Annotated in this window: 23 protein-coding genes, 6 tRNA genes and 1 pseudogene; 11 read left to right on the top strand and 19 right to left on the bottom strand. The window is 69.1% G+C overall.

Translation table 11 applies throughout. From position 1 onward, the window contains the following. Positions 1–77: 77 nt before the first annotated feature. From OHT21_RS38555 to OHT21_RS38530, 6 genes are all read right to left on the bottom strand, one after another. On the bottom strand, positions 78–677 hold the full coding sequence (locus OHT21_RS38555; protein ID WP_328772885.1) for a hypothetical protein: 600 nt from the start codon (positions 675–677) through the stop codon (positions 78–80). 7 nt (positions 678–684) lie between these two features. Beyond that, entirely contained in the window at positions 685–1599 is a 915-nt protein-coding gene (locus tag OHT21_RS38550; protein ID WP_328772884.1) for a carbohydrate ABC transporter permease, read from the bottom strand. Further along, complete coding sequence (locus OHT21_RS38545) at positions 1596–2597, bottom strand: carbohydrate ABC transporter permease (RefSeq protein ID WP_328772883.1); 1002 nt, start codon at positions 2595–2597, stop codon at positions 1596–1598. Before OHT21_RS38545 ends, OHT21_RS38550 begins: the two co-directional genes overlap by 4 nt. Continuing rightward, entirely contained in the window at positions 2597–3886 is a 1290-nt protein-coding gene (locus tag OHT21_RS38540; protein WP_328772882.1) for an ABC transporter substrate-binding protein, read from the bottom strand. The genes OHT21_RS38545 and OHT21_RS38540 overlap by 1 nt, the downstream gene beginning before the upstream one ends. 853 nt (positions 3887–4739) lie before the next feature. Then, a tRNA-Val gene (locus tag OHT21_RS38535) sits at positions 4740–4811 on the bottom strand. A 68-nt stretch (positions 4812–4879) separates the two neighbouring features. Further along, complete coding sequence (locus OHT21_RS38530) at positions 4880–5314, bottom strand: TIGR02611 family protein (RefSeq protein WP_328772881.1); 435 nt, start codon at positions 5312–5314, stop codon at positions 4880–4882. A gap of 191 nt (positions 5315–5505) precedes the next feature. On the opposite strand from OHT21_RS38530, the gene OHT21_RS38525 reads away from it, so the two are divergent. Together OHT21_RS38525 and OHT21_RS38520 are read left to right on the top strand one after the other, a co-directional pair. Beyond that, entirely contained in the window at positions 5506–5919 is a 414-nt protein-coding gene (locus tag OHT21_RS38525) for an SsgA family sporulation/cell division regulator (protein WP_003959770.1), read from the top strand. Positions 5920–6324: 405 nt separating this feature from the next. After that, the gene (locus OHT21_RS38520; RefSeq protein WP_328772880.1) at positions 6325–6882 is read left to right on the top strand and encodes a CGNR zinc finger domain-containing protein; all 558 of its coding nucleotides are present in this window, start codon (positions 6325–6327) and stop codon (positions 6880–6882) included. Between the two features lie 41 nt (positions 6883–6923). Here the strand turns inward: OHT21_RS38520 and OHT21_RS38515 are convergent, their stop codons facing one another. Next, positions 6924–7076 carry a hypothetical protein gene (locus tag OHT21_RS38515; protein ID WP_010988207.1) on the bottom strand — a complete coding sequence of 51 codons (153 nt, stop codon included), beginning with the start codon at positions 7074–7076 and terminating at the stop codon, positions 6924–6926. A 261-nt stretch (positions 7077–7337) separates the two neighbouring features. After that, the gene (locus OHT21_RS38510) at positions 7338–7793 is read right to left on the bottom strand and encodes a hypothetical protein (protein WP_328774391.1); all 456 of its coding nucleotides are present in this window, start codon (positions 7791–7793) and stop codon (positions 7338–7340) included. A 240-nt stretch (positions 7794–8033) separates the two neighbouring features. On the opposite strand from OHT21_RS38510, the gene OHT21_RS38505 reads away from it, so the two are divergent. Then, positions 8034–8558 carry a DsbA family protein gene (locus tag OHT21_RS38505; RefSeq protein WP_328772878.1) on the top strand — a complete coding sequence of 175 codons (525 nt, stop codon included), beginning with the start codon at positions 8034–8036 and terminating at the stop codon, positions 8556–8558. A 28-nt stretch (positions 8559–8586) separates the two neighbouring features. Here OHT21_RS38505 and OHT21_RS38500 read toward each other — a convergent pair whose 3' ends face one another. The 3 genes from OHT21_RS38500 to OHT21_RS38490 form a co-directional block, all read right to left on the bottom strand. Next, on the bottom strand, positions 8587–9336 hold the full coding sequence (locus OHT21_RS38500; protein ID WP_328772877.1) for a GNAT family N-acetyltransferase: 750 nt from the start codon (positions 9334–9336) through the stop codon (positions 8587–8589). 62 nt (positions 9337–9398) lie between these two features. Continuing rightward, complete coding sequence (locus OHT21_RS38495) at positions 9399–10220, bottom strand: aminotransferase class IV (RefSeq protein WP_328772876.1); 822 nt, start codon at positions 10218–10220, stop codon at positions 9399–9401. Next, the gene (locus OHT21_RS38490) at positions 10217–11278 is read right to left on the bottom strand and encodes a chorismate-binding protein (RefSeq protein WP_328772875.1); all 1062 of its coding nucleotides are present in this window, start codon (positions 11276–11278) and stop codon (positions 10217–10219) included. The genes OHT21_RS38495 and OHT21_RS38490 overlap by 4 nt, the downstream gene beginning before the upstream one ends. A gap of 156 nt (positions 11279–11434) precedes the next feature. Between OHT21_RS38490 and OHT21_RS38485 the strand changes: the two genes are divergently transcribed. The 5 genes from OHT21_RS38485 (at position 11435) to OHT21_RS38465 (ending at position 11891) form a co-directional block, all read left to right on the top strand. Then, positions 11435–11507, top strand: a tRNA-Gly gene (locus tag OHT21_RS38485). 37 nt (positions 11508–11544) lie between these two features. Continuing rightward, positions 11545–11618, top strand: a tRNA-Cys gene (locus OHT21_RS38480). A 1-nt stretch (position 11619) separates the two neighbouring features. Further along, positions 11620–11691, top strand: a tRNA-Val gene (locus tag OHT21_RS38475). 22 nt (positions 11692–11713) lie between these two features. Then, positions 11714–11785 (top strand) — tRNA-Val (locus OHT21_RS38470). Between the two features lie 31 nt (positions 11786–11816). Then, a tRNA-Val gene (locus tag OHT21_RS38465) sits at positions 11817–11891 on the top strand. Between the two features lie 65 nt (positions 11892–11956). Here OHT21_RS38465 and OHT21_RS38460 read toward each other — a convergent pair. From OHT21_RS38460 to OHT21_RS38445, 4 genes are all read right to left on the bottom strand, one after another. Beyond that, on the bottom strand, positions 11957–12253 hold the full coding sequence (locus OHT21_RS38460) for a TFIIB-type zinc ribbon-containing protein (RefSeq protein WP_328772874.1): 297 nt from the start codon (positions 12251–12253) through the stop codon (positions 11957–11959). A 74-nt stretch (positions 12254–12327) separates the two neighbouring features. Further along, entirely contained in the window at positions 12328–13278 is a 951-nt protein-coding gene (locus OHT21_RS38455) for an aminoglycoside phosphotransferase family protein (RefSeq protein ID WP_328772873.1), read from the bottom strand. Between the two features lie 288 nt (positions 13279–13566). Continuing rightward, positions 13567–13776 (bottom strand): hypothetical protein, encoded by a 210-nt coding sequence (locus OHT21_RS38450; protein WP_328772872.1) that lies wholly within the window; start codon positions 13774–13776, stop codon positions 13567–13569. A gap of 244 nt (positions 13777–14020) precedes the next feature. After that, positions 14021–14296, bottom strand: coding sequence for a hypothetical protein (locus OHT21_RS38445; protein WP_328772871.1), 276 nt, complete (start codon positions 14294–14296; stop codon positions 14021–14023). 196 nt (positions 14297–14492) lie between these two features. Here OHT21_RS38445 and OHT21_RS38440 point away from each other — a divergent pair, with 196 nt between their 5' ends. Further along, positions 14493–15812, top strand: coding sequence for a serine/threonine-protein kinase (locus OHT21_RS38440; RefSeq protein ID WP_328774390.1), 1320 nt, complete (start codon positions 14493–14495; stop codon positions 15810–15812). 80 nt (positions 15813–15892) lie between these two features. Here the strand turns inward: OHT21_RS38440 and OHT21_RS38435 are convergent. After that, positions 15893–16927: pseudogene (locus OHT21_RS38435) on the bottom strand (DNA topoisomerase IB). 159 nt (positions 16928–17086) lie between these two features. Then, on the bottom strand, positions 17087–17383 hold the full coding sequence (locus tag OHT21_RS38430) for a GlsB/YeaQ/YmgE family stress response membrane protein (protein WP_328772870.1): 297 nt from the start codon (positions 17381–17383) through the stop codon (positions 17087–17089). A 292-nt stretch (positions 17384–17675) separates the two neighbouring features. On the opposite strand from OHT21_RS38430, the gene OHT21_RS38425 reads away from it, so the two are divergent. Both OHT21_RS38425 and OHT21_RS38420 read left to right on the top strand, forming a co-directional pair. Continuing rightward, positions 17676–18971 carry an ATP-grasp domain-containing protein gene (locus OHT21_RS38425; RefSeq protein WP_328772869.1) on the top strand — a complete coding sequence of 432 codons (1296 nt, stop codon included), beginning with the start codon at positions 17676–17678 and terminating at the stop codon, positions 18969–18971. Positions 18972–19018: 47 nt separating this feature from the next. Then, entirely contained in the window at positions 19019–21064 is a 2046-nt protein-coding gene (locus tag OHT21_RS38420; protein ID WP_328772868.1) for a CocE/NonD family hydrolase, read from the top strand. 50 nt (positions 21065–21114) lie between these two features. On the opposite strand, the gene OHT21_RS38415 is transcribed toward OHT21_RS38420, so the two are convergent. Further along, entirely contained in the window at positions 21115–21933 is an 819-nt protein-coding gene (locus OHT21_RS38415) for a TrmH family RNA methyltransferase (protein ID WP_165338321.1), read from the bottom strand. Between the two features lie 64 nt (positions 21934–21997). Then, entirely contained in the window at positions 21998–23230 is a 1233-nt protein-coding gene (gene cobA, locus OHT21_RS38410) for a uroporphyrinogen-III C-methyltransferase (protein WP_328774389.1), read from the bottom strand. Between the last annotated feature and the right edge of the window lie 164 nt (positions 23231–23394).

Genomic DNA, 23394 nt, shown 5'->3' with positions numbered 1-23394 from the left:
TCCGTGCGGGGAAGTCAGGGGCATGACAGAGAGAGGTACGACGCCAAGGGCGCCGACCTTGCTTGAGGTGCGGCCGGTCAGCGGCGCCGGTCGCGCGCCTCCACGGCGAGGGCTGCCGCCGCGACGGCCCCCAGGACGGGGACCGCCAGCGGCGCGACGAACCAGGCGGAGCAGGCCACCATGACCAGTCCGCCGACGAGCAGGAACGACCCGGCGGGATCGAGGACGGTACGACGCCCGGCCGCCGCGAGCAGCGCCCGCCACGACGCTCCGGGCTCCCAGACCGCAGCCGCCCGCATCCCGGCGACGACCAGTCCGAACAGGGCGAACAGCCCGACGGCGCCGACGAGCGGCCCGCCGGGGATTCCGGCCCGTACGGCCTGCACATCCACCCAGACCGCGAAGGCCGCGACCCAGCCGGCGACGCCGACGCGCCAACCGCGGCGCACGGCCGCCCGGAAATCGGCGACGAACTCCCGCCAGCCGCCGCCCTGATGCTCCGTACGCCGCCGCAGATGCCGCGCTCCGGCGGCGAACGCGGCGGGGTACGTGACCAGGGGCAGCGAGGCCAGTGCGATCCACACTCCGGTGAGCAAACACTCGGCGAAGAGGCCGAACCGCTCGGCGAACCCGGACTCCCGTGGCGTACCGCCTGCCTTGACCGGTGTCTGACTCATCCGCGCCTCAGCCCTTCAGACCCGAGGTCGCCATGCCGTCGATCAAGTAGCGCTGGAAGGCCATGAAGAAGGCCAGCACCGGCAGCAGGGCGACCAGCGACATGGCGATCATGCCGCCGTAGTCGGCAAGGCCCTCCTGGTCGACGAACATCTTCAGGCCGAGCGAGACCGTGTACTTGTCGGGCTCGTTGAGGTAGATCAGCGGGCCCATGAAGTCGTTCCACGAGTTGATGAAGGTGAAGATCGCACTGGTGATCAGGGCCGGACGGCACAGCGGCAGCACGATCGACCAGTAGATGCGGAAGTGCCCGCAGCCGTCGATACGGGCCGCCTCGTCGAGCTCCTTGGGCAGGTTGCGCATGAACTGCACCATCAGGAAGACGAAGAAGGCCTCGATGGCGAGGTATTTGCCGAGCAGCAGCGGGGTGTACGTGTTGATCATGTTCATGTTGCGGAACAGCACGTACTGCGGGATGAGCAGCACGTGATACGGCAGCAGGAGCGTGCCGATCATCAGCGTGAACATGAGATTGCGGCCCGCGAACTTGATCTTCGCGAAGGCGTACGCGGTCAGCGAGCACGAGATCACAATCCCGATCACCGAACCGACTGCGAGAAACAGCGAGTTGTAGAAGAACGTGGAGATCGAGATGTCCGCGATGCCCTCGGTCAGTCGCGTGTAGTTGGACGTGATCGGGTCGGTCGGGAAGAGGTCCAGGCTGCCGACGATGTCCTCGCTCTTCTTGAGCGAGCCGCCGATGACCCAGACCACCGGGTAGAGAATGACCGCGAGGATCGCCAGGGACCCGATGTGCCAGGCGAGCGCACCGGGCAGTCTGCGCTTGAAGTTGCCCGCCTTCGTCGACCGGCCCTGGGTCGGCGGACCTGGCGTCGGCGTGATCTCTGTGGCCTGCGCGCTCATGAGGCGCCCTCCTCGTAGTGCACCCAGCGCTTCTGGGACCAGAACAGCACCGCCGTCACCAGGGCGACCGCGACCAGCAGCATCCAGGCCATGGCGGAGGCCAGACCCATCCGGCTGTTCTCGAAGCCCTGGACGTAGAGGTAGCAGGTATAAACCATCGAACCGTCCGCAGGACCGCAGGAGTTGCCTCCGGCGCCGCCGCCGACGATGTAGGCGGAGCTGAAGATCTGGAAGGAGTGGATCGTCTCCAGAAGGACGTTGAAGAAGAGGACCGGGGAGATCATCGGCAGCGTGATGTTCCAGAACCGCCGCAGTTTGCCCGCTCCGTCGACCTCGGCCGCTTCGTGCAACTCGCGCGGGACCTGCTTGAGACCGGCGAGAAAGATGACCATGGGGGCGCCGAACTGCCAGACGGTGAGCGCCACCAGGCTGTAGATGATCATGTCCGGGTCGCCGGTCCAGCCACCGACGTTCACCCCGAAGATCTTCTGCGTACGATCGACGATCGCGTCGTCCGAGAAGATCGCCTTCCAGACGATGGCGATGGAAACGCTCGCCCCGATCAGCGACGGAGCGTAGAAGGCGGCCCGGTAGAAGGCCTGCCCGCGCCGCTTCTGGGCCAGGAGCAGGGCCACACCGAGTGCGGCGAGCAGTTTGAGCGGCGTACCGACGATGACGTACCAGATCGTCACCTGCACCGAATGACGCCAGCGCGGGTCGCCGAACATTTCGGAGAAGTTGTCGAGGCCGATCCACTTGGGCGAGTCGAACAGGTTGTAGTCGGTGAACGCGAAATAGAGCGAGGCGACCATCGGGCCCGCTGTGAGCAGCAGGAATCCGGCGATCCAGGGGGACATGAAGAGATAGCCGGCCAGGTTCTCCCGGCGGCCCCGCCGCTTGAGTTCGGCGGGGCGCGGGGATTTCACCGGACCGTGCCGCGGCTCGGAGTCCTTGGACAGGCCCTCCATCGCAGGGGCGTGTGTCACGGTGGTTCCCATCAGCCGCTGAGAGCCGTCTTCGACTCGGTGAAGAACTGCTTGACGGCGTCGTCCACCGACCGCTTGCCCAGGCCGAGTTCCTCGGCGATACGCAGGAACGCTGCCTCACAGATGTCGGCGCCGTTCGGGTGCGGGGTGATGGGCTCCAAGACGCCCGCCGCGACGAGGGACTCCTCGTAGGCGGCTATCTCCTTGTTGACCGGGTCGGTCGGCTTGTACGCGTCGAACTGCGCCTGCGTCGCGGGCACACCGCGGTCATAGCCCATGATCTTTGCGACCTCGGGATCATGCACCATGAAGTCGATGAACTGGGCGACTTCCTTGGGATGCTGAGTGCGCTTGGAACCGCTGAGCATCAGGGAGCCGAGGTACTGGCCGGTCTTCTTGCCGTCCGTGGTCGGGATCGGGGCGAGGCCGTACTCGCTCTTGCCCTCGGAGGTGTAGCGGACCGTGAAGTTGTCCCAGGTGAACTCACCGCCCGCGAGCTCCGCGGCGACCGCGGACTTGGGCTTGATCTGGGCGACCTTCTTCGGGTCGGCGTAAAGGCCGGACTTCACACCCTTCTCGGCCTTGGTCCACCAGTCCTTGAGATCCGACTCGGTGAACCCGAGGCCGTCCTCGGTGAAGAACGCCTTACCGTTCTGACGCAGATACAGGTCGTAGAGATACATGACGCCGTACATGCCGCTGTCGCCGGCGCGACCCGTCTTGTCACGGATGCTCTTCATCCCCGCGTCGAAGTCCTCCCAGGTCCAGCCCTGCTCCGGCTTCACGCCCGCCTTCGTGTAGACGGGCTTGTCGATCACCAGGGCCATCGAGTTGGAGCCGACCGGAACACCGAGAAGCTTGCCGTCGACCTCGCCGAACTTCTCCAAGCCGGCCCGGAAACCGTCCATGGAGAGGTTGCCGGCCTTGACCTGCTCGCTGAGATCTAGCAGCACATTCTTCGCGTCGTATTTGCGCAGGAATCCGATGGCGTTCTGGAAGACATCGGGCGGATTGCCGCCGGAGGCCTGGGTATTGAACTTCTTCCAGAAGTCGAGGTAAGGCTGAAAGTCCGTTTTCACCTTGATCTTCGGGTACTTCTTTTCGAAGAGCTTGATGGTTTCATTGATCCGCTTGGCGCGGTCTTCAGCACCCCACCACGCGTAACGGATCGTCACCGTCCCGTCCCCGGCGCCGCTACCGCCCCCACACGCCGTCGCCGTGGTCCCCAGCCCCAGCGCGGCCAGCGAGGCTCCCCCCGCCTTAAGGATCGTACGCCTCTCAACGTTTCTGTTCTGCTGCATGGTTGAGCCTCCCCGCGACGATGCGTCCGCCCCATGAATCGTTTCAAGTAAGCGCTTGCCGCCACAAGTTACGGAGGCCCTCCGGGCGCGTCAATGACCCGGACAGGAATTGATGTGGCCGGGGTCGCGGGCGTGACGGCTTGAACGGTGCTGGGTGGGCGGGGGTGTTGGAAGACGTTGCAGGTGGGGTGGGTGGGGTCGGCCGGTCGAACGGGGGGTTACTTGCGGAAGTTGGGGTGCTTGGGGAGGGAGATTCTGGGCGCGGGCGTGGAGTTGACGGGTGGTCGGGAAGGGGCGAGGGAGATGACGGGGCGGCGGGGCGCGCTTCCTCGCAGCGGGCTCTGGAGGCGATGCGGACCGACGCGAGCCACGCGGTGGGGCCCCGCGCGACGGAGCCTGCGGCGCACGTCCAGGTGCCTGCCCGGCAGCATCGAGGGCAGGAGCCGTAGGACCTGGTCAGCGGCTTACGGGACGGCGCGGCCGGGGAGCGTCCGCCGCGTTCGCCGCCGCGTTCAGCGCCTCGGGCGAGGTCAGGGACGTACGAGCTGGGTTGTGACTGCTGAGCGCTCCGCTGGAAGTCCGGAAGTGCCGCTTAGCGGCACCTGCACCTCCCGGGCGCCAGGGGAGGACGTACGCGGCTGCTGAACCCCCGACGCGTCCGGTGGGGGCCTCGACCTGCTCGACCTTGTGGAGCGCTTGGCGCTCTGCGAACGAAGGCGCTCACCTCGGCGAACCCATGGGGGGCGCGCGAGCGCGGGTGGCGAAGCCCCCGCCCCCTGCGGCAAAGCCCGGCAAAAACGACGAGGGCGACCCAGCCCGCACCTTCCGCGAACATGGGTCGCCCTCGTACTCGTGGGCGATACTGGGATCGAACCAGTGACCTCTTCGGTGTGAACGAAGCGCTCTCCCGCTGAGCTAATCGCCCGGGCGTAGGAAAACATTACCCCATGTCAGGGGGTGCTTCCGACCGCCCGCCGAGCATGCGGAACCCGGCTATTCCTTGATCTTCCACGGCATCACGAAGCCGAACCGGTAGAGGTAGATCCCGGCCAGCACTCCGACGATGACCAGACCGATCGTCGTCAGGATGATGTTGCGTCTGCGCACCTTGGGGTCGAGCGCACGCTGTGTCGCTTCGGTGACCTTGCGCTTCGTCCAGCGGAGCACCAGCTGCGCCCAGACGAACTCGGTGGCCCAGATCGCCATACCGGCGAAGATCACCAGCCAGCCCGGCCCGGGCAGCGGCAGCATGATCACGCCGGCCACCACGACCGCGAGGCCAACCACGAACACGCCCACCTGCCAGCTCAGGTGCAGCATGCGTCGGGCCTTGATGAATTCCGGCGCACGGGAACCAAGCGCCGGATCGCTCTTCGAATCCTCGGCCGCCACGACGGCCTCCCCCGTTTCGTCACTCCCCGTATTCATACGGCCAAACCCTACCGGACACAAACCAGTCACTGAAATGGTCGTAGTCGACGAACGCACACTCGGCCGGATGAGCTACCTAAAGACACGCAAAACACTCAGAGGGGTTTACAACGGCACCGTAGGTGGCATGTCGATTTCGCCGACGTGCGAATCCCCGAGCGCACACTGAGCGAAAGGCCCTGGCGCTTATGAACACCACGGTCAGCTGCGAGCTGCACCTGCGCCTCGTTGTGTCGAGCGAGTCCTCACTGCCTGTTCCCGCAGGACTGCGGTATGACACGGCCGATCCCTACGCCGTGCACGCCACCTTCCACACCGGAGCCGAGGAAACCGTCGAGTGGGTGTTCGCCCGCGATCTCCTCGCCGAGGGACTGCACCGGCCCACCGGCACGGGCGACGTCCGTGTCTGGCCGTCCCGCAGTCATGGTCAGGGCGTCGTCTGCATCGCCCTGAGCTCCCCGGAGGGCGAGGCTCTGCTCGAGGCCCCGGCGCGGGCCCTGGAGTCGTTCCTGAAGCGGACGGACGCCGCTGTCCCCCCGGGCACGGAGCACCGCCATTTCGATCTCGACACGGAGCTCTCGCACATCCTGGCGGAGAGCTAGGACGAGGCTCCGCGCAAGCCGCCCGGCGCCGTCCACTCGGGGAGACGGCACGGGCCCGGACAGCCCCATACGGTATACATCGGCGCCGTCGCCGCGGATTCCGCGGAGGCGGCGTCTACGTGTGTGCGGAGAGTCATGGAACCAGCCCTGCGTACATCGCGCACCGCAAGTGCGCCCCAACGCTCGCGTGCCCCGGACCCCTGATCCCGTGCCGCGTGCCGCGTGCCGCGTGCCGCGACCAAACGTACGCTCGACCCAGGACACGGCACCGACGTCGCGGGTCCCGGTCGGCTCCGCCCATCCGACCACTCGGTGTGGATAGCACCGATTCCCCCGTTTCGCGGAGCCGCTAGCATCGGCCAGCATCGGCGGGCGCACGCCCGACCCCAGGCCAGGGAGCGAAACGTGCTGATCACCCACGACACCCGGTGCGCCCTCGACATCGTGGTCGATCTGGTGAACACCGCACCGGAGGACGACACGGCGGACGGGCTCGCGAGTGTCGCGGATCTGGACGCGTTCGTACGCAAGCACGACATCAGCGAAGTCGGGTCACTGTCCGAGCTCGATCTCACGGCCATGCGGAAGATCCGCGGCCGGTTCTGCGGGATCTTCGCGGCACCCGATGCCCGCGCCGCCGCCGTGCTGATCAACGAGCTGGTCGCCGCGGCCGGCACCACGCCCCGGCTCACCGACCACGACGGCTACGACTGGCATGTGCACTACTTCGCACCCGGTGCGTCCGTCGCGGACCACCTCGCCGCCGACTGCGGGATGGCGCTGGCGTTCTTCGTGGTGGCCGGGGAACAGGACAGATTGCGACGCTGCGAGGCGCCCGACTGCCGGCACGCCTTCGTGGACCTCTCCCGCAACCGCTCCCGCCGCTACTGCGACAGCCGGACCTGCGGAAACCGTCTGCATGTGGCCGCCTACCGCGCTCGGCGCAAGGAGGCGGCCGGCTGACGGAGTCCTCGGCGGGTGACGCCAGGGACTCCGCGTACGGCTCAGAGCAGCAGCAGATCGTGCAGCGAAGCCATGAGCAGCAGACAGCCGATCACCGCAAGGAAGATCATCAGCGGTGGCTGGGAAAGCGCGAAGAGACAACCCCGCCGCTCCTCTGGAGGCGCAGCGGTGTCGCTCTGTGTTGTGTCCAGCATCTCGCGGGCGATGATGACGCAGCCGAGACCCTCAACGCGATCAACACGCCCGAAAAATGGGGGAGTTAGGCGAAATCCGTAATGTGACGGTCCAGTATCTGGGATAGACCGCTCCGGCACGTCCGGGATGGACGGCTCCGGCGCGAATTCCGGAGCGGATCGCTCCCTTGACCGCCTGGCTCAGCGCAGCCCGCTGCGTCGGCTCACTGTGTCGTTTCAGCGAGCGGTCGATTCAGAGCGGCACATGCCGAACTCAAGGCGTCATATGCCGTGCTTCTTCAAGATGGCTTCGATGTCGCTGAAGTCGTCCCCCGACTCGGCGGCGCGCGGCTTGGCCTTGCTCTTGGACTCGGGACGGGTCGCCGGGCTCTTCGCCGGGCCCAGCGAGGGCGCCGAGGCCGAGGGCGCCACCGCCTCGCGCTGCGCGGCCCGGGCCGCCTTGCGCTCCTTGCGGGTCCCGCCGCCGCGCCGCTCGACGGCCCGCGTGGTCGTGAACAGCAGCCATGAGGCGCCGAGCACACCGAAGCCCGCCCAGGCCACCGGGCTGAAGGCGGTGTCGGCCGCCCATTCGACGGCCCCGGTCATCACCAGACCGAGGGGCACCAGCGAGTACGCAACAAGGCGAGCCGCCGCCAGGAAACGCTTGCGATACGCGGTGACCGCGGCGATACCCAGGCCTGCCGCGGCGACGGCGGAACAGACGGTCTCGGCAATCATCCGGTCCTCCAGGGCAGGACTCACTCGGGCATGGTCACTTCGTCCCTTCCATCCTGCACCGCACCGTGCCCGGTATGCCATGGTCCGGGCAGACCTCAGGGACATCTCCGGGTCGGGTCCTCCTCAGGGCCCGGTCCCTCGATACCCGCGAGGGCCCCGTAAGGGCTCCCCGGCCGCGAGTTTGGGCCTCCTCGGCCGCGAGTTTGGGCCTCCTCGGCCGCGGCTGGGAAACTGGTGCGCATGACCGACTCCTCCCCCGCGCTCCCTGCCGTCCCCGTCCTGGACGTCTGGTGCGAACTCCAGTGCCCCGACTGCCGCAGCGCCCTCGACGACCTGCGCGCGCTGCGCGCCCGCTACGGCGACCGGCTGGAGCTGCGGCTGCGGCACTTCCCGCTGGAGAAGCACAAGCACGCGTTCGCGGCCGCGCAGGCCGCCGAGGAGGCCGCGGAACAGGGCCAGACCTGGCCGTACGTCGAGGCTGTGCTGGGCCGGGTCGAGGAGCTGAGCCGTAAGGGAGAACCCTTCCTGGTCGAGGTGGCCCGTGAACTCGGTCTGGACGCCGAGGAGTTCGACACCGCGCTGATCGACGGCCGGCACATGCTGATCGTCGACGCCGACCAGGCCGAGGGCAAGGCCATCGGCGTGACCGGCACACCGACGTACGTCATCGACGGCGAGCGCCTCGACGGCGGCAAGAGCCAGGAGGGGCTGCGCGAGCGCATCGAGGAGATCGTGGACCGGTTGCTGGCCGGACAGCAGGCCTGAGCCCAACGACGCATTCCAGCGCGAGCCTCTACAGCAGGTCCTTGTAGAGGATGTACGTGATCGTCTCGTAGCCGAGTGACTCGCAGAGCCGCTCGGCCGGGGTGCTCTCGGCGGGGACGTTGATCCGGATTCCGGTCCGTCCGGCGGCGATCGCCTGTGCCTCGGCCAGCAGCAGCAACGTACGGCCGTGTCCTCGGCGCCGGTATCGTTCGTCGGTCTCCGCGTCGAGGACGTACGCCGTTCCGTCGCGAGCCCCCAGCCTCAGCGTGCCCACCGCTGTCCCCTCGTCTTCCAGGACGCTGCACACCACGTCCTCGGGGGCAAACCCGGCCGATCGCCAAGTGGCGTGGTTCGGCCCGGACTTGGCGCGTGCCTCGGCCTCCGTCATCGGGCGGCCCCGGCTGCCGGCGGGCAGTTCGGGAGGAGTGCCGCCGAGCCGTTGCTCCATGGTGCGCTCGCGCGGCACGTAACCGAGCGCCGTGGCCAGCCGCAGCGCGGCCTCGGCGGCAGCAGGGACCGATACCTCGATCCGTCGGCAGCCCCAGCCGCGCGCCACCTCCTCGGCGGCGAGCGCGGCCACGGTGCCGCGCCCCCGCCGACGGTCCGGCTCGTCGATCCCCAGCTCCCGGATCTGCGCGACGGACGGCCCGGAGAGGGGGTGGGTGGCGAGGTGTATCGCACCGACGGGACGGCTGTTCACGCAGACCTTGTAGTGGCGTGACAGTGCCCCGTCGGCTTCGCGCTGAAGCGGCTCGGCCGGCCGCAGGGTGGTGGTCATCAGGGATGTTGTACCCACCGTGGATTACTGGTGTCACCGAATATGTGCGGCTGTGTGTGGCTTTACGGATCGAGGTCGTCGCCCGCCCGCTCGTCGAAGATCCGCATGGCCTTGGCGGTCACCGGCCCGGGTGCGCCCGGGAGTTCGCGCGCGTCGACCCGGTGCACGGCCTGTACGTCGCGCAGGGTCGACGTGAGGAAGATCTCCTCCGCCCGTTCCAGAACGTCCAGCGGCAGTTCGGTCTCCTTGGCGCCGGTCCACTCGACGGTGAGCGCCCGCGTGATGCCCGCGAGGCAGCCGGAGGCGATCGGCGGGGTGTGGATCTCGCCGTCGAGGACCACGAAGACATTGGACCCGGTGCCCTCGCACAGCTGCCCCACGGTGTTCGCGAACAGCGACTCCGTCGCGCCCTGTTCGCGAGCGCGGGCGAGGGCGACGACGTTCTCCGCGTACGACGTGGTCTTGAGCCCGGCGAGCGCGCCGCGCTCGTTGCGGGTCCACGGCACGGTGATCACGGCGGTGGTGTCGGCGCGCCGACTGGTCTCGCCGAGGGCGACGACGAGGGTCGGCCCGTGTTCGCCGCGGTCGGAGCCGAGCGGGGACAGGCCCCCGGTGTACGTGATCCGCAGGCGGCCCAGCGGCATCGGGTTGGCGTCGAGGACGGCGGTGCAGGCCCGGCGCACCTCGTCGAGGTCGGGCTCGGGCAGCCCGAGGCCGTGCGCCGAGCGGGTCAGCCGGTCGAGGTGGCGGGTGAGCGCGAACGGCCGGCCGTCGACCGCCTTGACGGTCTCGAAGACGCCGTCGCCCACGGTCAGTCCGTGGTCGAGGACGGAGACACGGGCCGACTCGATGTCCCGCAGCCCACCGTCGAGCCAGAGCTTCACGTGAGAGTCCCTTCGCTTGCGTCGTACGCCCCCGACGCTACAGCCAGCAGTCGGGCGGCTTTCAGTTCCGTCTCACGCCACTCGAGCTCGGGGTCGGACCCCCAGGTGATACCCGCGCCGGAGCCGAAGCGCAGCACTGCCGCGTCCCTTCCCCGCTCGGCGGACCGGTCCATCCAGAACGTACGGATGCCGACGGCCAGTTCCCCGGTCCCGCGGTCGGCGTCCACCCACCCGATGCCACCGCAGTACGGGCCGCGGGGCGCCGTCTCCAGGGCCTCGATGATCCGCAGGGCACTGGACTTGGGGGCGCCGGTGACGGAACCAGGCGGAAACGTCGCCGCCAGCAGCTCTGGCCAGCCGGCGTCATCGCGAAGTTCGCCGCGCACGGTCGAGACGAGGTGGACGAGGCCCGGGTGCTTCTCGACGACGCACAGGTCGGGCACGGTCACCGAGCCGGTGGCGCAGACGCGTCCGATGTCGTTGCGGACCAGGTCCACGATCATGACGTTCTCGGCGTAGTCCTTCTCCAGGAGGTCGGCCTCGGTGCGTCCGGTGCCCTTGATCGGGCCCGACTCGACGATCCGCCCGTCGCGGCGCAGAAACAGTTCGGGAGACGCGGTGGCGATCTCCACACCGTGGTCGCGGAGTCGGATCGTTCCGGCGTACGGGGCCGGGTTGCCGCGCGCGAGCAGCGCGGTGAGCGCGTCCACGTCGGCGTCCGGAGCGATGGGCGCGGACAGAACCCGGCAGAGGTTCGCCTGGTAGACCTCACCGGCCGCTATGTGCTCGCGGATGCGGCGTACGCCCGCCGTGTACGCGGCGCGGTCGAGCGACGACGTCCAGTCGTCCAGCGCGGGCCCCCGCCACTCCCCCGGCACCGGCGCGGGCACCGGCTCATGGCGTACGTCCCGGAAGCGGGCGCACACCAGGCGCCCCTCGAAGTCCGCTGTGACGGCCCAGAAGCCACTCGAGTCCAGGGCCGCGGGGTCACTCGTGACGTCATGGAGGCCGGTCGCGACGAGGCCGCCGAAACGGGCGAGAGCTGGGAGGTCGTGCACAGGTGCGAGTCTATGGCGGGCGCCGGGCGGGTGACCCGGCCGTGTCTCCCGGCGGGCGCACCGCAGCACGCTGCATAAACGCGTTTTTGTACTGGCCCGGGAATCCGCTAGAGTTCAACACGTCACCGACTCGCGCGAGCGGGGCGGGAAAGACAAGCGGACGTAGCTCAGTTGGTAGAGCGCAACCTTGCCAAGGTTGAGGTCGCCAGTTCGAACCTGGTCGTCCGCTCGCAGGAAGTGGGGGATCTTCCCGAACCCCCGCCCCTGGTGGAGTGGCCGAGAGGCGAGGCAACGGCCTGCAAAGCCGTCTACACGGGTTCAAATCCCGTCTCCACCTCCAAGGACGATTAGCTCAGCGGGAGAGCGCTTCCCTGACACGGAAGAGGTCACTGGTTCAATCCCAGTATCGTCCACTGGTCCGGTTCACCGGGTCCCGCGCGATTAGCTCAGCGGGAGAGCGCTTCCCTGACACGGAAGAGGTCACTGGTTCAATCCCAGTATCGCGCACGCACCACGCACCACCAGCAAGGTCCGACCCGCGCGATTAGCTCAGCGGGAGAGCGCTTCCCTGACACGGAAGAGGTCACTGGTTCAATCCCAGTATCGCGCACCAGCCGAAGCCCCCGGCCGTCTCGTACGGCCGGGGGCTTCGTCATGCGTGAAGCTCCTCGGATGTGGTCAGGAGGAGAAGAGCATGTGGCCGAAGCTCTTGTGGCGCTTGTTGTGGCCGTAGTGACCGCCGTGTCCGCCGTGGCCGCCATGCGGGGCGCCCCACGCGGGTGCGGGAGCGGACGGGTAGGCCTGTGGGGCCGCCGGAGGCGGCGGCGCGGGCTGCTGCCACTGGGATTCCAGGCGGGTCAGCGACTCCAGCTCGCCGTAGTCGAGAAAGATCCCGCGGCAGCCGCTGCACTGCTCGATCTGGACGCCATTGCGGTTGTACGTGTGCATCGGCGCACGGCACTTCGGACACTGCATGGTCGGCTCAACTCCTCGCCGGTCGGTGCTGCTTCGCCAGGACAGACACTGCCCGGCTTCGGTTCGGTTGCACCTTACGTCGGGAACCCGGGCGCCAACTCCGGCGGGTGCGCTGCCATTCGGTCACAGGCGTCGATCACTGCCCCCTCCACCTCGTCGAGCGCACGGCCGGCCGCCATCGCCTTCGCGATCGCCAGGGCACCCGTCTGGACGGTGAGCGCGCGGGCCGGAATGTCCAGGGCGTGCCAGGGGTCTGTGTCCGCGGGGAGGGCGGGGCCCTCGGCCTTCTGGTACGCCGTCAGGAAACGGGTCCACTCCTCGGGCGGGAGGAGCCCGCAGGCGAACCAGGCGGCGGGGCGCGCCAGATCCCACGCGGGCTCGCCCACTCCAAGGTCGTCGATGTCGATCAGCAGCCAGGCGCCGCCCGAATCGCGGACGAGTTGCCCCAGGTGCAGATCACCGTGGCACAACGTGCGGGTATCCGGCATCGAGGCCTCGTCCCGCGCCCAAGCGGGGAGGACGGACCAGGCCCGCAGGACCGGAGCGGCTGCCGGGTGAGGACCGGCCGTATGGAGGCGGGCGACGGCACGAGCCGCCTTCGCCGGGCCGCGCATCGCCGGGAGTCCGGACGGGAGTACGGCCTCGGGCGTCCGGTGGAGGCGAGCGAGGAGGGTGGCGGCTTCCCCCCAAGGGGCGGCTTCGGGAGTTTCGGGGTCTACGGGAGTGCCGTACGGCCAGAACGTGACCAGCCGGCCGTACAGTTCGGCAGCGCTCGCGGCAAGCGGCGCCAGGAGGACGCCGTCCAGGGCCGTGTGCGCGGCGACGGCCATACGAGCCGCAAGGTCGCCGGCGTCGGTTCCGGGAGCGTGCGCCTTAGCCACGGTGTCCGCATGCCGCACGACGGTGCCATCGACCCGATCGGCCAGCACAGAGGAGACCTCGGTGCCGCAGGCACAGACACTCGCACCCGCGTGCACCGCAGCACGCACCTTCGCGGCAAGGCCGGGCAGCACGTCCACGGTCACTCGAATCCCCCTGAGGTCGTACGCCCCCGACTCGCCCCCGTAAGCCCGGGCCAACCTCGTGAGCGTACGCAGCCCGCAAACAATCCTCGAACCGCGACCATCAATTGAGCAACCACAACGGCGAGCAACCAGGTCCGCGAAAGCGGCGCCGGTTTAGGCGCACAAGACAGCCCGCGCAGCTCCCCAGCTGCGCGGGCGTCTCTGTGCCGTCCGCCGCACCCCCGTCCCCACGGGGTTTCATGGCCGGATGTCCCCGCCCGGACCGCTCTTCCGGGCCTGGGGCGCCGCTCAGCGCCCCAGCATCACGCCCACGGACGACGCTTGTGTGACCACTGCTTCCCAGCCGCCGAAGACGACCACGAGCAGGGTCGCCAGGGGGAGGACCATGGCCGTCGCCACCAAGGGGTGGCGCTGGCCGGACCGGCGGGTACCGAACGCGGCGCTGTGCGCCTTGCGTCCCCGCGTGCGGATCATCGTCCGCGATGCCGTGTCCGCCATGGCCCCTCTCCTGACCTTCTGTTGATGAAGCTCTTGCAGTTGATGAGGCTCTTGTTGCCGGTTGATCTCCTGCTGTCTGGCAGCGGCGGGTGACTGACCTCGGGGGACGAGTGCTGCACCCGCCGCTTGACTTCAAATCTAGGCGGGCGGGGCCCGTGGGGCGTCATGCCGTCGTATCGATTGCCGGGCCTCCCGGAGGATGACCGATGACCTGCGGAGTACTCCCCTGGGTGGAGACGAGGTCCTAGGTCTCGGGGTCTTCCCGGAGGGGACGTCCGGTCTGCCCTTTCTGCTCCGAGCTGTCCTCCCTGGGCACGGGCTGCTCGACCAGGGCCAGCACCCGGTTCGCCATGAAGCGGGCCGTGCGGACCACCCCTCCGCTGCGGGTGACTTCGCTCACTTCCACCACTCCTCGGCGGACCGCCGTCTCCACCCGGCGCCCCGCGCGGCTCGCCACCACCTCGTATGTACGTGTCGTGTCGCCGGCGTCCACGACTATCTCCACGCGATCACCCTTCACTGGCCCAATCCCCCTTCTGCGACCGATGGTTGGGGATCCCGGCAGCCCAAAGCCGCTGAATTCGCCCGTCCCCTGACCATCTTTCAAGTCTCCCACCCGGCACTGACAATCGGCCGGGCCGCGAGGGCGCGGCCTCTGCGCACGCCCGGCCACGGAAACGTAAGCTGTGCCACGTCAAACGGACCGGGCAGCGGGGATGGACATGGCGATGATGCGCCTGAGGCGCGAGGACCCGCGTGTCGTCGGCTCGTTCAAGATCCACCGACGGCTCGGTGCGGGTGGGATGGGCGTTGTCTATCTGGGCTCCGACCGGCGTGGCCAGCGAGTCGCACTGAAGGTGATCCGGCCGGATCTGGCGGAGGACCAGGAGTTCCGGTCGCGGTTCGCACGCGAGGTGTCGGCGGCGCGACGCATTCGGGGCGGGTGTACGGCCCGGCTCGTCGCCGCGGATCTGGAAGCGGACCGCCCGTGGTTCGCGACGCAGTACGTCCCCGGGCCCTCGCTGCACGACAAGGTCACCGGGGAGGGGCCGCTCACCGCGGCCGAGATCGCGGCCGTCGGCGCCGCCCTCTCCGAGGGGCTCGTCGCCGTGCACGAGGCCGGTGTCGTGCATCGGGATCTCAAGCCGTCGAACATCCTGCTCTCCCCGAAGGGGCCACGCATCATCGACTTCGGCATCGCCTGGGCGACGGGGGCGAGCACGCTCACGCACGTCGGTACGGCGGTGGGGTCACCCGGTTTCCTCGCGCCCGAGCAGGTGCGAGGTGCCGCTGTCACTCCGGCCACGGATGTGTTCGCGCTCGGTGCCACGCTGGCGTACGCGGCGACCACCGACTCGCCTTTCGGGCACGGCAGTTCCGAAGTGATGCTCTACAGGGTGGTGCACGAGGAGCCGCAGCTGAAGGGTGTGCCGGACGCGCTGGCCCCTCTCGTACGGGCGTGTCTGGCGAAGGATCCGGAGCAGCGGCCCAGCACGCTTCAACTGTCGTTGCGGCTCAAGGAGATCGCGGCCCGCGAGGCGCAGGGCCTGAGCGCCGCCCGGCCGCCCGCGCCGCGCGTGAACGAGGCCGAGCGGCCGACGGGGCGGCTCACCGAGCATCACCCGGACCAGCGCACCCAGCGGCGTACGCAGGGCGCTCCCCCGCCGCCGCGGAACAGCACCCCTTCGCGGAACGGGGCGCGCCCGGTGTCGTCGCGGGGCAACTCGACGCGCTCCAGCTCAGGCGGTCGGCCCGCGGCGTCGCGCAGTGGGGCGGGGCGTTCAGGGCCGCGGTCCACCGGGTCCGGGCGACGGCCCGCCAATCCGCGGTTGCTACGGCAGCGGCTGTTCGTGTTCGTCGTGGTGACGCTGCTGGTGGCGCTCGGGATCGCGGCGGCGCAGGGCTGCCAGGGGCCGGAGCGCGGGCTCGGCGGTGAGCGGCGGCAACTGGAGCCCGTACAGCCGGAGTTCAGCACACCGGACGGGCTGATGGCCGAGCGGTACGAGTCGACGCTCGAGATGCGGCCTCAGGGCTGAGGGCGGCCCGTCGCGACCGCGTAGAAGGCCACCGCTGCCGCTGCCCCCACGCCGGTCTTCGGGTACTCAGGTGCGCCCGCTCACTTCCCTTCCGGGGGGCGCCCGTTCCGCAGCATGCGCAGCACGGCCCGTTCGGCAGGTCCCTGGGTGGCCGGGATGCCGTAGGCGCCCTCGTCGCCGAGGTGAGGCAGCGCGGCGGCGACCGTGACGCCCTCCTCGAAGAGTTCGACCACCCGGGGGTTGATGTAGGAAGCCCGGCAGACCGCAGGTGTGTTGCCGAGGTACCCGGCCACCTCTCGCGCCGCCCGGGAAATGGCCTTGCGCCGGGCGGTCTCGCTGCGCGCGACAGGCTGCGAGACGGCCAGCGCCACGGCCGCCATGACGGTGGCGTGCCAGGTGCGGAAGTCCTTGGCGGTGATCTCCAGGCCGGCCAGTTCCTTGAGGTACGCGTTGACGTCCTGACCAGTCACGTCATGTCAGGCGCGCCCCTCCCAGTAGGCAAGGAGCCGGTCGCCGCCGCCCCGGCGCCGCAGCAGCGCGGTGAGGGCTCGGCAGGCGGCGGGGTCCGCGACCGTCTGGGCGATCTCCTTGCCGTGCTTGCCGGTGTAGGTGAACAGGACCGCACCGGCCTGGCAGCGGGAGTGTTCCCGCAGCAGCGTGGTGAGGCCGTAGCTGTTGTTCAGCTCGGTGTAGCGGTCGCTGCCGATGCGGAAGAAGCCGAGGTCGAGCAGGCGTACGGCCGTGGCCAGGACCCGCTGCCGGGTCAGCCCGCGGTCGCGCAGATGGCCCTCGACAGCCTCCCGTACCGCGGGCAGAGTCTCGGCGACGTCGAGCACGTGCTCGTGCTTGGCCTGCTCCTGCTCGGCACGGAACTGCGGGTGGTACAGGTACTGACGGCGTCCGGCGGCGTCGGTACCCACAGCTTGCAGATGACCATTGGCCCGGGTGCAGATCCACACGTCCTGCCAGGCCGGCGGGATGACCAGCTGCCGGATCCGGGCCAGCTCCGCGGGGTCGCGCAGCGGCTCCCCTCGGGCGTCGACGTAACGGAAGCCGCGCCCATGGCGCAGGCGGCGGTACCCGGGGTCAGTCGGACGGCTGTGGCAGAGACGCACCGCAACCTCCTTGGACACACCTGCGGCGCTCAAAGTACCGACTCGCCCAGTGCACGGCCCGCCGGACCTGCGAGCGCGCCCCCGCATGAAGACGGGGGCGCGCTCGCGTACTTCACTTCATCTCGCTGTGCACCTGGCCACGTCGGCTACTCGGGCCCGTCACGCATGGACGTGTCCGCGCCGATGTCCGCGCCCGTGGCCGCGGGTGGTGAACAGCCGGTACAGCGCGAGGAGGATGACGGACCCGATGATGGCCGCGATCCAGGTGGACAGATCGAAGAAGCCGTCGATCGAGTCGACTCCGAACATCACCTTGCCGAGGAAGCCTCCGAGCAGGCCTCCGGCGATACCGATGAGCATGGTGACGATGATTCCGCCCGGGTCCTTGCCCGGCATGAGCGCCTTGGCGATGGCCCCCGCGAGCAGACCGATGACTATCCACGCGATGATGCCCATGGCAGAGTTTCTCCCTTGTGTCCGGTTCGCCGGACGGGTAACCCATGCGCACGTCACCAAACAGCAGTTGGCGCCGAAACCCGCGAACGCGCAGCCTGACATGGGCCGAAGAACATCCCGTTTGCTGTGTCCGCTCCCTTTGCCCCGGCTGCCCGCAGGGCCTGCTCCAGGGCCGGCCGCACCCACCGCACCGCGCATGAGTGGCGGCCCGGACCGGATTGACCGTCGCGTGGAGGGGTACTCCGACGATCTTGGGAGACCTGCCAGCCGGTCGTAGGTCGGAGGGAGAGCCGTGCTTGATGAGAAGGTCAAGAACGTCTTCGTGATCGGGCTCGACGAGGCCAACCTGCCGACGCTCCGGCAGGTCCCGGGAGCCCGATCACTGCGCTTCCACCAGCTGCTGACGATCGAAGAACTGCAGATCGGCGAGGTGCATCTGCCCACGCTGATCGAGAAGGCCCGGGGCGCGCTGGACGCATTCGACGGCAGCGTCGACGCGATCGTCGGCTACTGGGACTTCCCGGTCAGCACCCTCGTCCCGATCCTGAGCGAGCACTACGGCACCCGCAGCACGAGCCTTGAGTCGGTGGTCAAGTGCGAGCACAAGTACTGGAGCCGGCTGGAACAGCAGAAGGTCACCGACCGGCACCCGCGCTTCGGCAGGGTCGACCTGAAGGCCGAGCCGCCGCGCCCGCCCGAGAACGTCAGGTTCCCGATGTGGATCAAGCCTGCGCTCTCGTACTCCTCCGAACTCGCCTTCGGCGTCCGGGACGAACAGGAGTTCCGCACCGCCGTCGCCGAGATCCGCGAGGGAATCACCCGGATCGGCCGCCCCTTCGAGCACATCCTTGAACGTATCGACCTGCCGCCGGAGATGGACGGTCTCGGCGGTCGGGTCTGCCTCTCGGAGGAGGAGATGTCCGGCGTCCAGGTCGCCGTGGAGGGCTACGTCCACCAGGGCGAGGTGACGGTCTACGGGGTCCTGGACTCCATCGACTACCCGGACTCGCCCTGCTTCCTGCGCCACCAGTACCCCTCGACGCTGCCGCCACCGGTCATCTCGGAGCTCCACGACGTCACCGACCGCGTGATGCGGCGCATCGGCATGGACTCGGCCACCTTCAGCATCGAGTACTTCTACGATCCGCGGACCCGGCAGATCAGCCTGCTGGAGATCAACCCCCGGCACTCCCAGTCGCACGCGGAACTCTTCCAGTACGTCGACGGCGTGCCCAACCACCACTGCATGGTCAGCCTCGCCCTCGGCGACGACCCGCGCATGCCGCACCGCGAGGGCCCGTACGCGATGGCGGCGAAGTGGTACTACCGCTGGTTCACCGACGGTGTGGTACGCCGTGTGCCGGGGCCGGAGGACATCGCCCGTATCGAGCGGGAGATCCCGGGCGTACGCGTCGACGTGGTCCCCGAGGAGGGCACCCGGCTTTCTGAGCTTCCCCAACAGGACAGCTACAGCTACGAGTTGGCCCACATCTTCACCGGCGGGGCGAACGAGGAGGAACTGCGGGAGAAGTACGACCACTGTGTGGCCGCCTTGGGACTCGTCTTCGACGAGGTCCCGCCCGAGTGACGCGACAGTGACGAGATGCCGCGAGAGTTAAGGAGCACGTCGGTCCCATGCGTTACGTGACCAACCTGCCGTACGCGACGAAGGAAGATGAACACGTCACGATCCCCATGTCCGACGGGGTCCGTCTCTCCGCGCACATCTGGCGCCCCACCTCCTCGGACGACGAGCCGGTGCCCGCGGTGCTGGAGTACATCCCGTACCGCAAGCGCGACCTGACGTCCGTACGGGACTCGATCCACCACCCGTACATCGCCGGGCACGGCTACGCCTGCGTCCGCGTCGATCTGCGCGGCACCGGCGACTCGGAGGGTGTGCTGCGCGACGAGTACCTGGAGCGGGAGCAGGCCGACGCCGAGGAGGTCCTGGCCTGGCTGGCGGAGCAGCCCTGGTGCGATGGCGACACGGGGATGATGGGGATCTCCTGGGGCGCGTTCGCGGCGCTCCAGGTGGCGGCCCGCCGGCCGCCCAGTCTGAAGGCCGTCGTCATCGCCTCCTTCACCGACGACCGGCACGCCGACGACATGCACTACATGGGCGGCGCCCTGCTGTCGGACAACCTGGCCGAGGCGGGCACCATGTTCGCCTACGGCACCTGTCCGCCCGACCCCGCCGTGGTCGGCGACCGCTGGCGCGAGATGTGGTGGGAACGGCTGGAGAACACGGAGCCCTGGGTTCTCCAGTGGCTGCGCCACCAGCGCCGAGACGACTACTGGCGGCACGCCTCGGTGTGCGAGGACTACCAGAGCGTGCGCTGCCCGGTCCTGGCCTCAAGTGGATGGGCGGACGGCTACTCCAACGCCGTGACGCGGCTCCTCGGCAACCTGGACGTGCCACGCAAGGGGCTGATCGGCCCCTGGTCGCACAAGTTCCCCCACCTCGGGGAGCCGGGCCCTGCCATCGGTTACCTCCAGGAGGTCGTGCGGTGGTGGGACCACTGGCTCAAGGGCGTCGACAACGGCGTCATGGACGGTCCCATGCTGCAGGCATGGATGCAGGACAGCGTGCCGCCCTCCACCGCGTACGAAGAACGGCCGGGACGCTGGGTCGGAGAGCCGGAGTGGCCCTCTCCGCACATCCGGCCGGTCACGCGTCCGCTCACCCGGCACAGGATCGAACCTCCGCAGGACCCGGCGGCAGACCCGGCACAGCAGCGCGACGGCGACGCGATGACCGTGCAATCGCCGCTGTCCGTCGGCCAGTTCGCGGGCAAGTGGGCCTCTTACAACGCGCCACCGGACCTGCCGTACGACCAGCGTGAGGAGGACGGCGGTTCACTCGTCTTCGAAACCGAGCCGCTGACCGAACGGCTGGAGATCCTCGGCTCACCGAGCGTGGAACTCGATCTGTCGGTGAATGAACCGGTCGCCATGGTGGCCGCGCGCCTGTCCGACGTGAGCCCCGACGGCGCCGCGACCCGCGTCTCGTACGGCCTGCTGAATCTCACCCGCCGCGACGGTACGGAGTCCCCCGAGCCACTGGAACCGGGCCGTCGCTACCGCGCCACCATCCCGCTGAACGGAGTGGCGCAGGCGTTCCCGCAGGGCCACCGCATCAGGCTCTCCTTCTCCACGTCCTACTGGCCCCTGGCATGGCCACCGCCGAAGCCCGCGCTGCTCAGCGTCCACGAGAACTGCAGCACACTCACCCTGCCGGTCCGACCGGTGGACGAACCCGACGACGTACCGCCGAACCCCTTTGCCGAACCCGAGGGCACACCGCCGATCACCACCCGTCAGGTGACACCGACCGAGGAACGCTGGGAGGTGAAGCGGGACCTGGTCGGCTACCACGCGGAACTGGAGATCGTGAAGGACCGGGGCACGGTCCGCTTCGAGGACATCGGCCTCGAAGCCGGCCGCCGCGCCTATGAGCGCTATACGGCGGTCGCCGACGACTTCACCTCGGTCGGCGGCGAATCCACTTGGACCATGCGATTCCGGCGAGACAACTGGGACGTACGGGTGGTGACGCACACCGAGCTCACATGCGACGAGCAGGACTTCTTCGTAGACGCGACCTTGGACGCGTACGAGACCGACCGCCGCGTCTTCTCCCGCACTTGGAACGAGAAGGTGCCGCGTGATCTGCTCTAGCCGGTGCTGGGTCGGCGCGTCTTCCCCGAGCTCGATGCGGCGATGCGGCTTCAGGGCTGAGGACGGCCCGTCGCGACCGCGTAGAAGGCCACCGCTGCCGCTGCACCCACATTCAGCGAGTCCACCCCGTGGGCCATCGGGATGCGGACCCATTCGTCTGCGGCCACCAGGGCTTGGGTGGACAGGCCGTCGCCCTCCGCGCCCAGCATCAGGGCGACCCGGTCCATCCGGTGCGGGGCGACCTCGTCGAGGCTTTTGGCCTTCTCGTCCGGAGTGAGCGCGAGGAGGGCGAAACCTGCCTCGCGGACCGTCTCCAGGCCCTTGGGCCAGGTGTCGAGACGCGCGTACGGGACGGAGAAGACCGCGCCCATGGAGACCTTCACGCTGCGGCGGTAGAGCGGGTCCGCGCAGTCCGGTGAGAGGAGGACCGCGTCCATGCCGAGGGCGGCGGCGGAGCGGAAGATCGCGCCGATGTTGGTGTGGTCGTTGACCGACTCCATGACGACCACTCTGCGGGCCGTCTGGAGCAGGTCGTCGGGGGTCGGCAGCGGTTTGCGCTGCATGGAGGCGAGGGCGCCACGGTGTACGTGGTAGCCGGTGACCTGCTCGGCGAGTTCCGGGCTCACCGCGTACACCGGGGCCGGGAGTTCGTCGATGACGTCGCGCATGACGTCGACCCACTTGGCGGAGAGCAGCATCGAGCGCATCTCGTAACCGGCGTCCTTGGCCCGTCTGATGACCTTCTCGCCCTCGGCGATGAACAGGCCCTCGGCGGGCTCGCGCTTGCGGCGCAGCTCGACGTCGGTCAGGCCCGTGTAGTCGCGCAGGCGCGGGTCGTCGGGTTCCTCAACGGTGATGAGATCGGCCACAGAGCGATACTGCCTTGTCCCGGGTGCGGTGCCAACGGCTCGGACAGAGTTGGGTTACCACGGGTTACGCGGAGGGCTTCGGGCCTACGTTCACCACGTCGCCGATGACGATGACCGCCGGGGGCTTCACGTCCTGGGCGCGTACGGTCTCCGCCACCGTTTCGAGGGTCGCGTCGACCCGGCGCTGGGCGGCCGTCGTGCCCTCCTGGACCAGGGCGACGGGCGTGTCCGGGGACTTGCCGTGTGCGATGAGCGTCTCGGCGACCTTCGGAATCGTACTGACCCCCATGAGGATCACCAGCGTGCCGGTCAGCCGGGCCACGGACGGCCAGTCGACCAGGGAACGCTCGTCGTCGGGCGCGATGTGACCGCTGACCACGGTGAACTCGTGGGCGACGCCCCGGTGGGTGACCGGGATGCCCGCGGCGCCCGGGACCGAGATCGAGCTGGAGATGCCGGGCACGACCGTGCAGGGGATGCCGGCCTCGGCCAGCGCCTGAACCTCCTCCATGCCGCGCCCGTAGACGAAGGGGTCGCCGCCCTTGAGCCGTACGACCGACTTGCCCTGCTTGGCGTGCTCGATCAGCGCGTTGTTGATGGCCTCCTGGGCCATGAACCGGCCGTACGGCAGCTTCGCCGCGTCGATCACCTCGACGCTGGAGGGCAGCTCCGCGAGCAGGTCGCGTGGGCCCAGGTGATCGGTGATGACCACGTCGGCCTCGGCGAGGAGGCGGCGGCCGCGGACCGTGATCAGGTCCGGGTCGCCGGGGCCGCCGCCGACCAGGGCGACTCCGGGGGTGCGGGTGCGGTGGTGCGGGGCCACGAGGGTGCCGTCGTGGAGGCCCTCGACCACCGCGTCGCGGATTGCGGCGGTGTGGCGGGGGTCGCGGCCGCGGGCGTTCGTGGTGAGGACGGCTACCGTGACGCCTTCGCTGTGGCCGGTCGCGGGGGTCCACGCAGTGGCCGCGTCGGCATCGTCGGAGCGGACGCACCAGACGCGGTTCGCTTCTGCCTCGGCCGAGGCTCTGGTGTTGGCTTCGTGGTCGCTGGTGGCGATCAGGGCGTACCAGGCGTGGGCCAGGTCGCCCTCCTCGTAGGGGCGCCTGTGCCAGGTGAGTTCGCCTGCTTCTGCCATTGCCTCTACGGAGGGGGTGGCTTCGGGGGATACGAGGTGGATGTCCGCGCCTGCTGCGATCAGGGCCGGTAGGCGGCGTTGGGCTACCTGGCCGGCGCCCAGGACTACTACTCGGCGGCCGGTCAGGCGGAGGCCTACGGGGTAGGCGGGGTGTTCGGCCATGGAGGTGCGGCCCTTCTTGCGGGACATTGCGGGTGGGGTCCTGCGGCTTTGAAGGACCCCTGACGTGCGGATTTTACGGTGCGGGTGGGTGGGGGCTGGGGTGGGTGGGGTTTCTTTCCCCAGGCCCGCCCCCTTCCCGGAACCGGGGGCTTTGCCCCCGGGCC

Origin of the sequence: Streptomyces sp. NBC_00286 (assembly GCF_036173125.1) — a bacterium.
Lineage (GTDB): Bacteria > Actinomycetota > Actinomycetes > Streptomycetales > Streptomycetaceae > Streptomyces.
Note: the sequence above shows the minus strand (reverse complement) of the source record. Positions and strands in the feature narration are given on the sequence as shown.

Bases quoted from the DNA above. Each gene is read 5' to 3' on its own strand.
- OHT21_RS38550 (WP_328772884.1), bottom strand. From the start codon at position 1,599: ATGAGCGCGCAGGCCACAGAGATCACGCCGACGCCAGGTCCGCCGACC.
- OHT21_RS38450 (WP_328772872.1), bottom strand. From the start codon at position 13,776: ATGGCGGACACGGCATCGCGGACGATGATCCGCACGCGGGGACGCAAG.
- OHT21_RS38545 (WP_328772883.1), bottom strand. From the start codon at position 2,597: ATGGGAACCACCGTGACACACGCCCCTGCGATGGAGGGCCTGTCCAAG.
- OHT21_RS38555 (WP_328772885.1), bottom strand. From the start codon at position 677: ATGAGTCAGACACCGGTCAAGGCAGGCGGTACGCCACGGGAGTCCGGG.
- OHT21_RS38525 (WP_003959770.1), top strand. From the start codon at position 5,506: ATGAACACCACGGTCAGCTGCGAGCTGCACCTGCGCCTCGTTGTGTCG.
- OHT21_RS38500 (WP_328772877.1), bottom strand. From the start codon at position 9,336: ATGACCACCACCCTGCGGCCGGCCGAGCCGCTTCAGCGCGAAGCCGAC.
- OHT21_RS38430 (WP_328772870.1), bottom strand. From the start codon at position 17,383: ATGGGCATCATCGCGTGGATAGTCATCGGTCTGCTCGCGGGGGCCATC.
- OHT21_RS38505 (WP_328772878.1), top strand. From the start codon at position 8,034: ATGACCGACTCCTCCCCCGCGCTCCCTGCCGTCCCCGTCCTGGACGTC.
- OHT21_RS38440 (WP_328774390.1), top strand. From the start codon at position 14,493: ATGGACATGGCGATGATGCGCCTGAGGCGCGAGGACCCGCGTGTCGTC.
- OHT21_RS38510 (WP_328774391.1), bottom strand. From the start codon at position 7,793: ATGATTGCCGAGACCGTCTGTTCCGCCGTCGCCGCGGCAGGCCTGGGT.
- cobA (WP_328774389.1), bottom strand. From the start codon at position 23,230: ATGGCCGAACACCCCGCCTACCCCGTAGGCCTCCGCCTGACCGGCCGC.
- OHT21_RS38460 (WP_328772874.1), bottom strand. From the start codon at position 12,253: ATGCAGTGTCCGAAGTGCCGTGCGCCGATGCACACGTACAACCGCAAT.
- OHT21_RS38515 (WP_010988207.1), bottom strand. From the start codon at position 7,076: ATGCTGGACACAACACAGAGCGACACCGCTGCGCCTCCAGAGGAGCGG.
- OHT21_RS38530 (WP_328772881.1), bottom strand. From the start codon at position 5,314: ATGAATACGGGGAGTGACGAAACGGGGGAGGCCGTCGTGGCGGCCGAG.
- OHT21_RS38420 (WP_328772868.1), top strand. From the start codon at position 19,019: ATGCGTTACGTGACCAACCTGCCGTACGCGACGAAGGAAGATGAACAC.
- OHT21_RS38540 (WP_328772882.1), bottom strand. From the start codon at position 3,886: ATGCAGCAGAACAGAAACGTTGAGAGGCGTACGATCCTTAAGGCGGGG.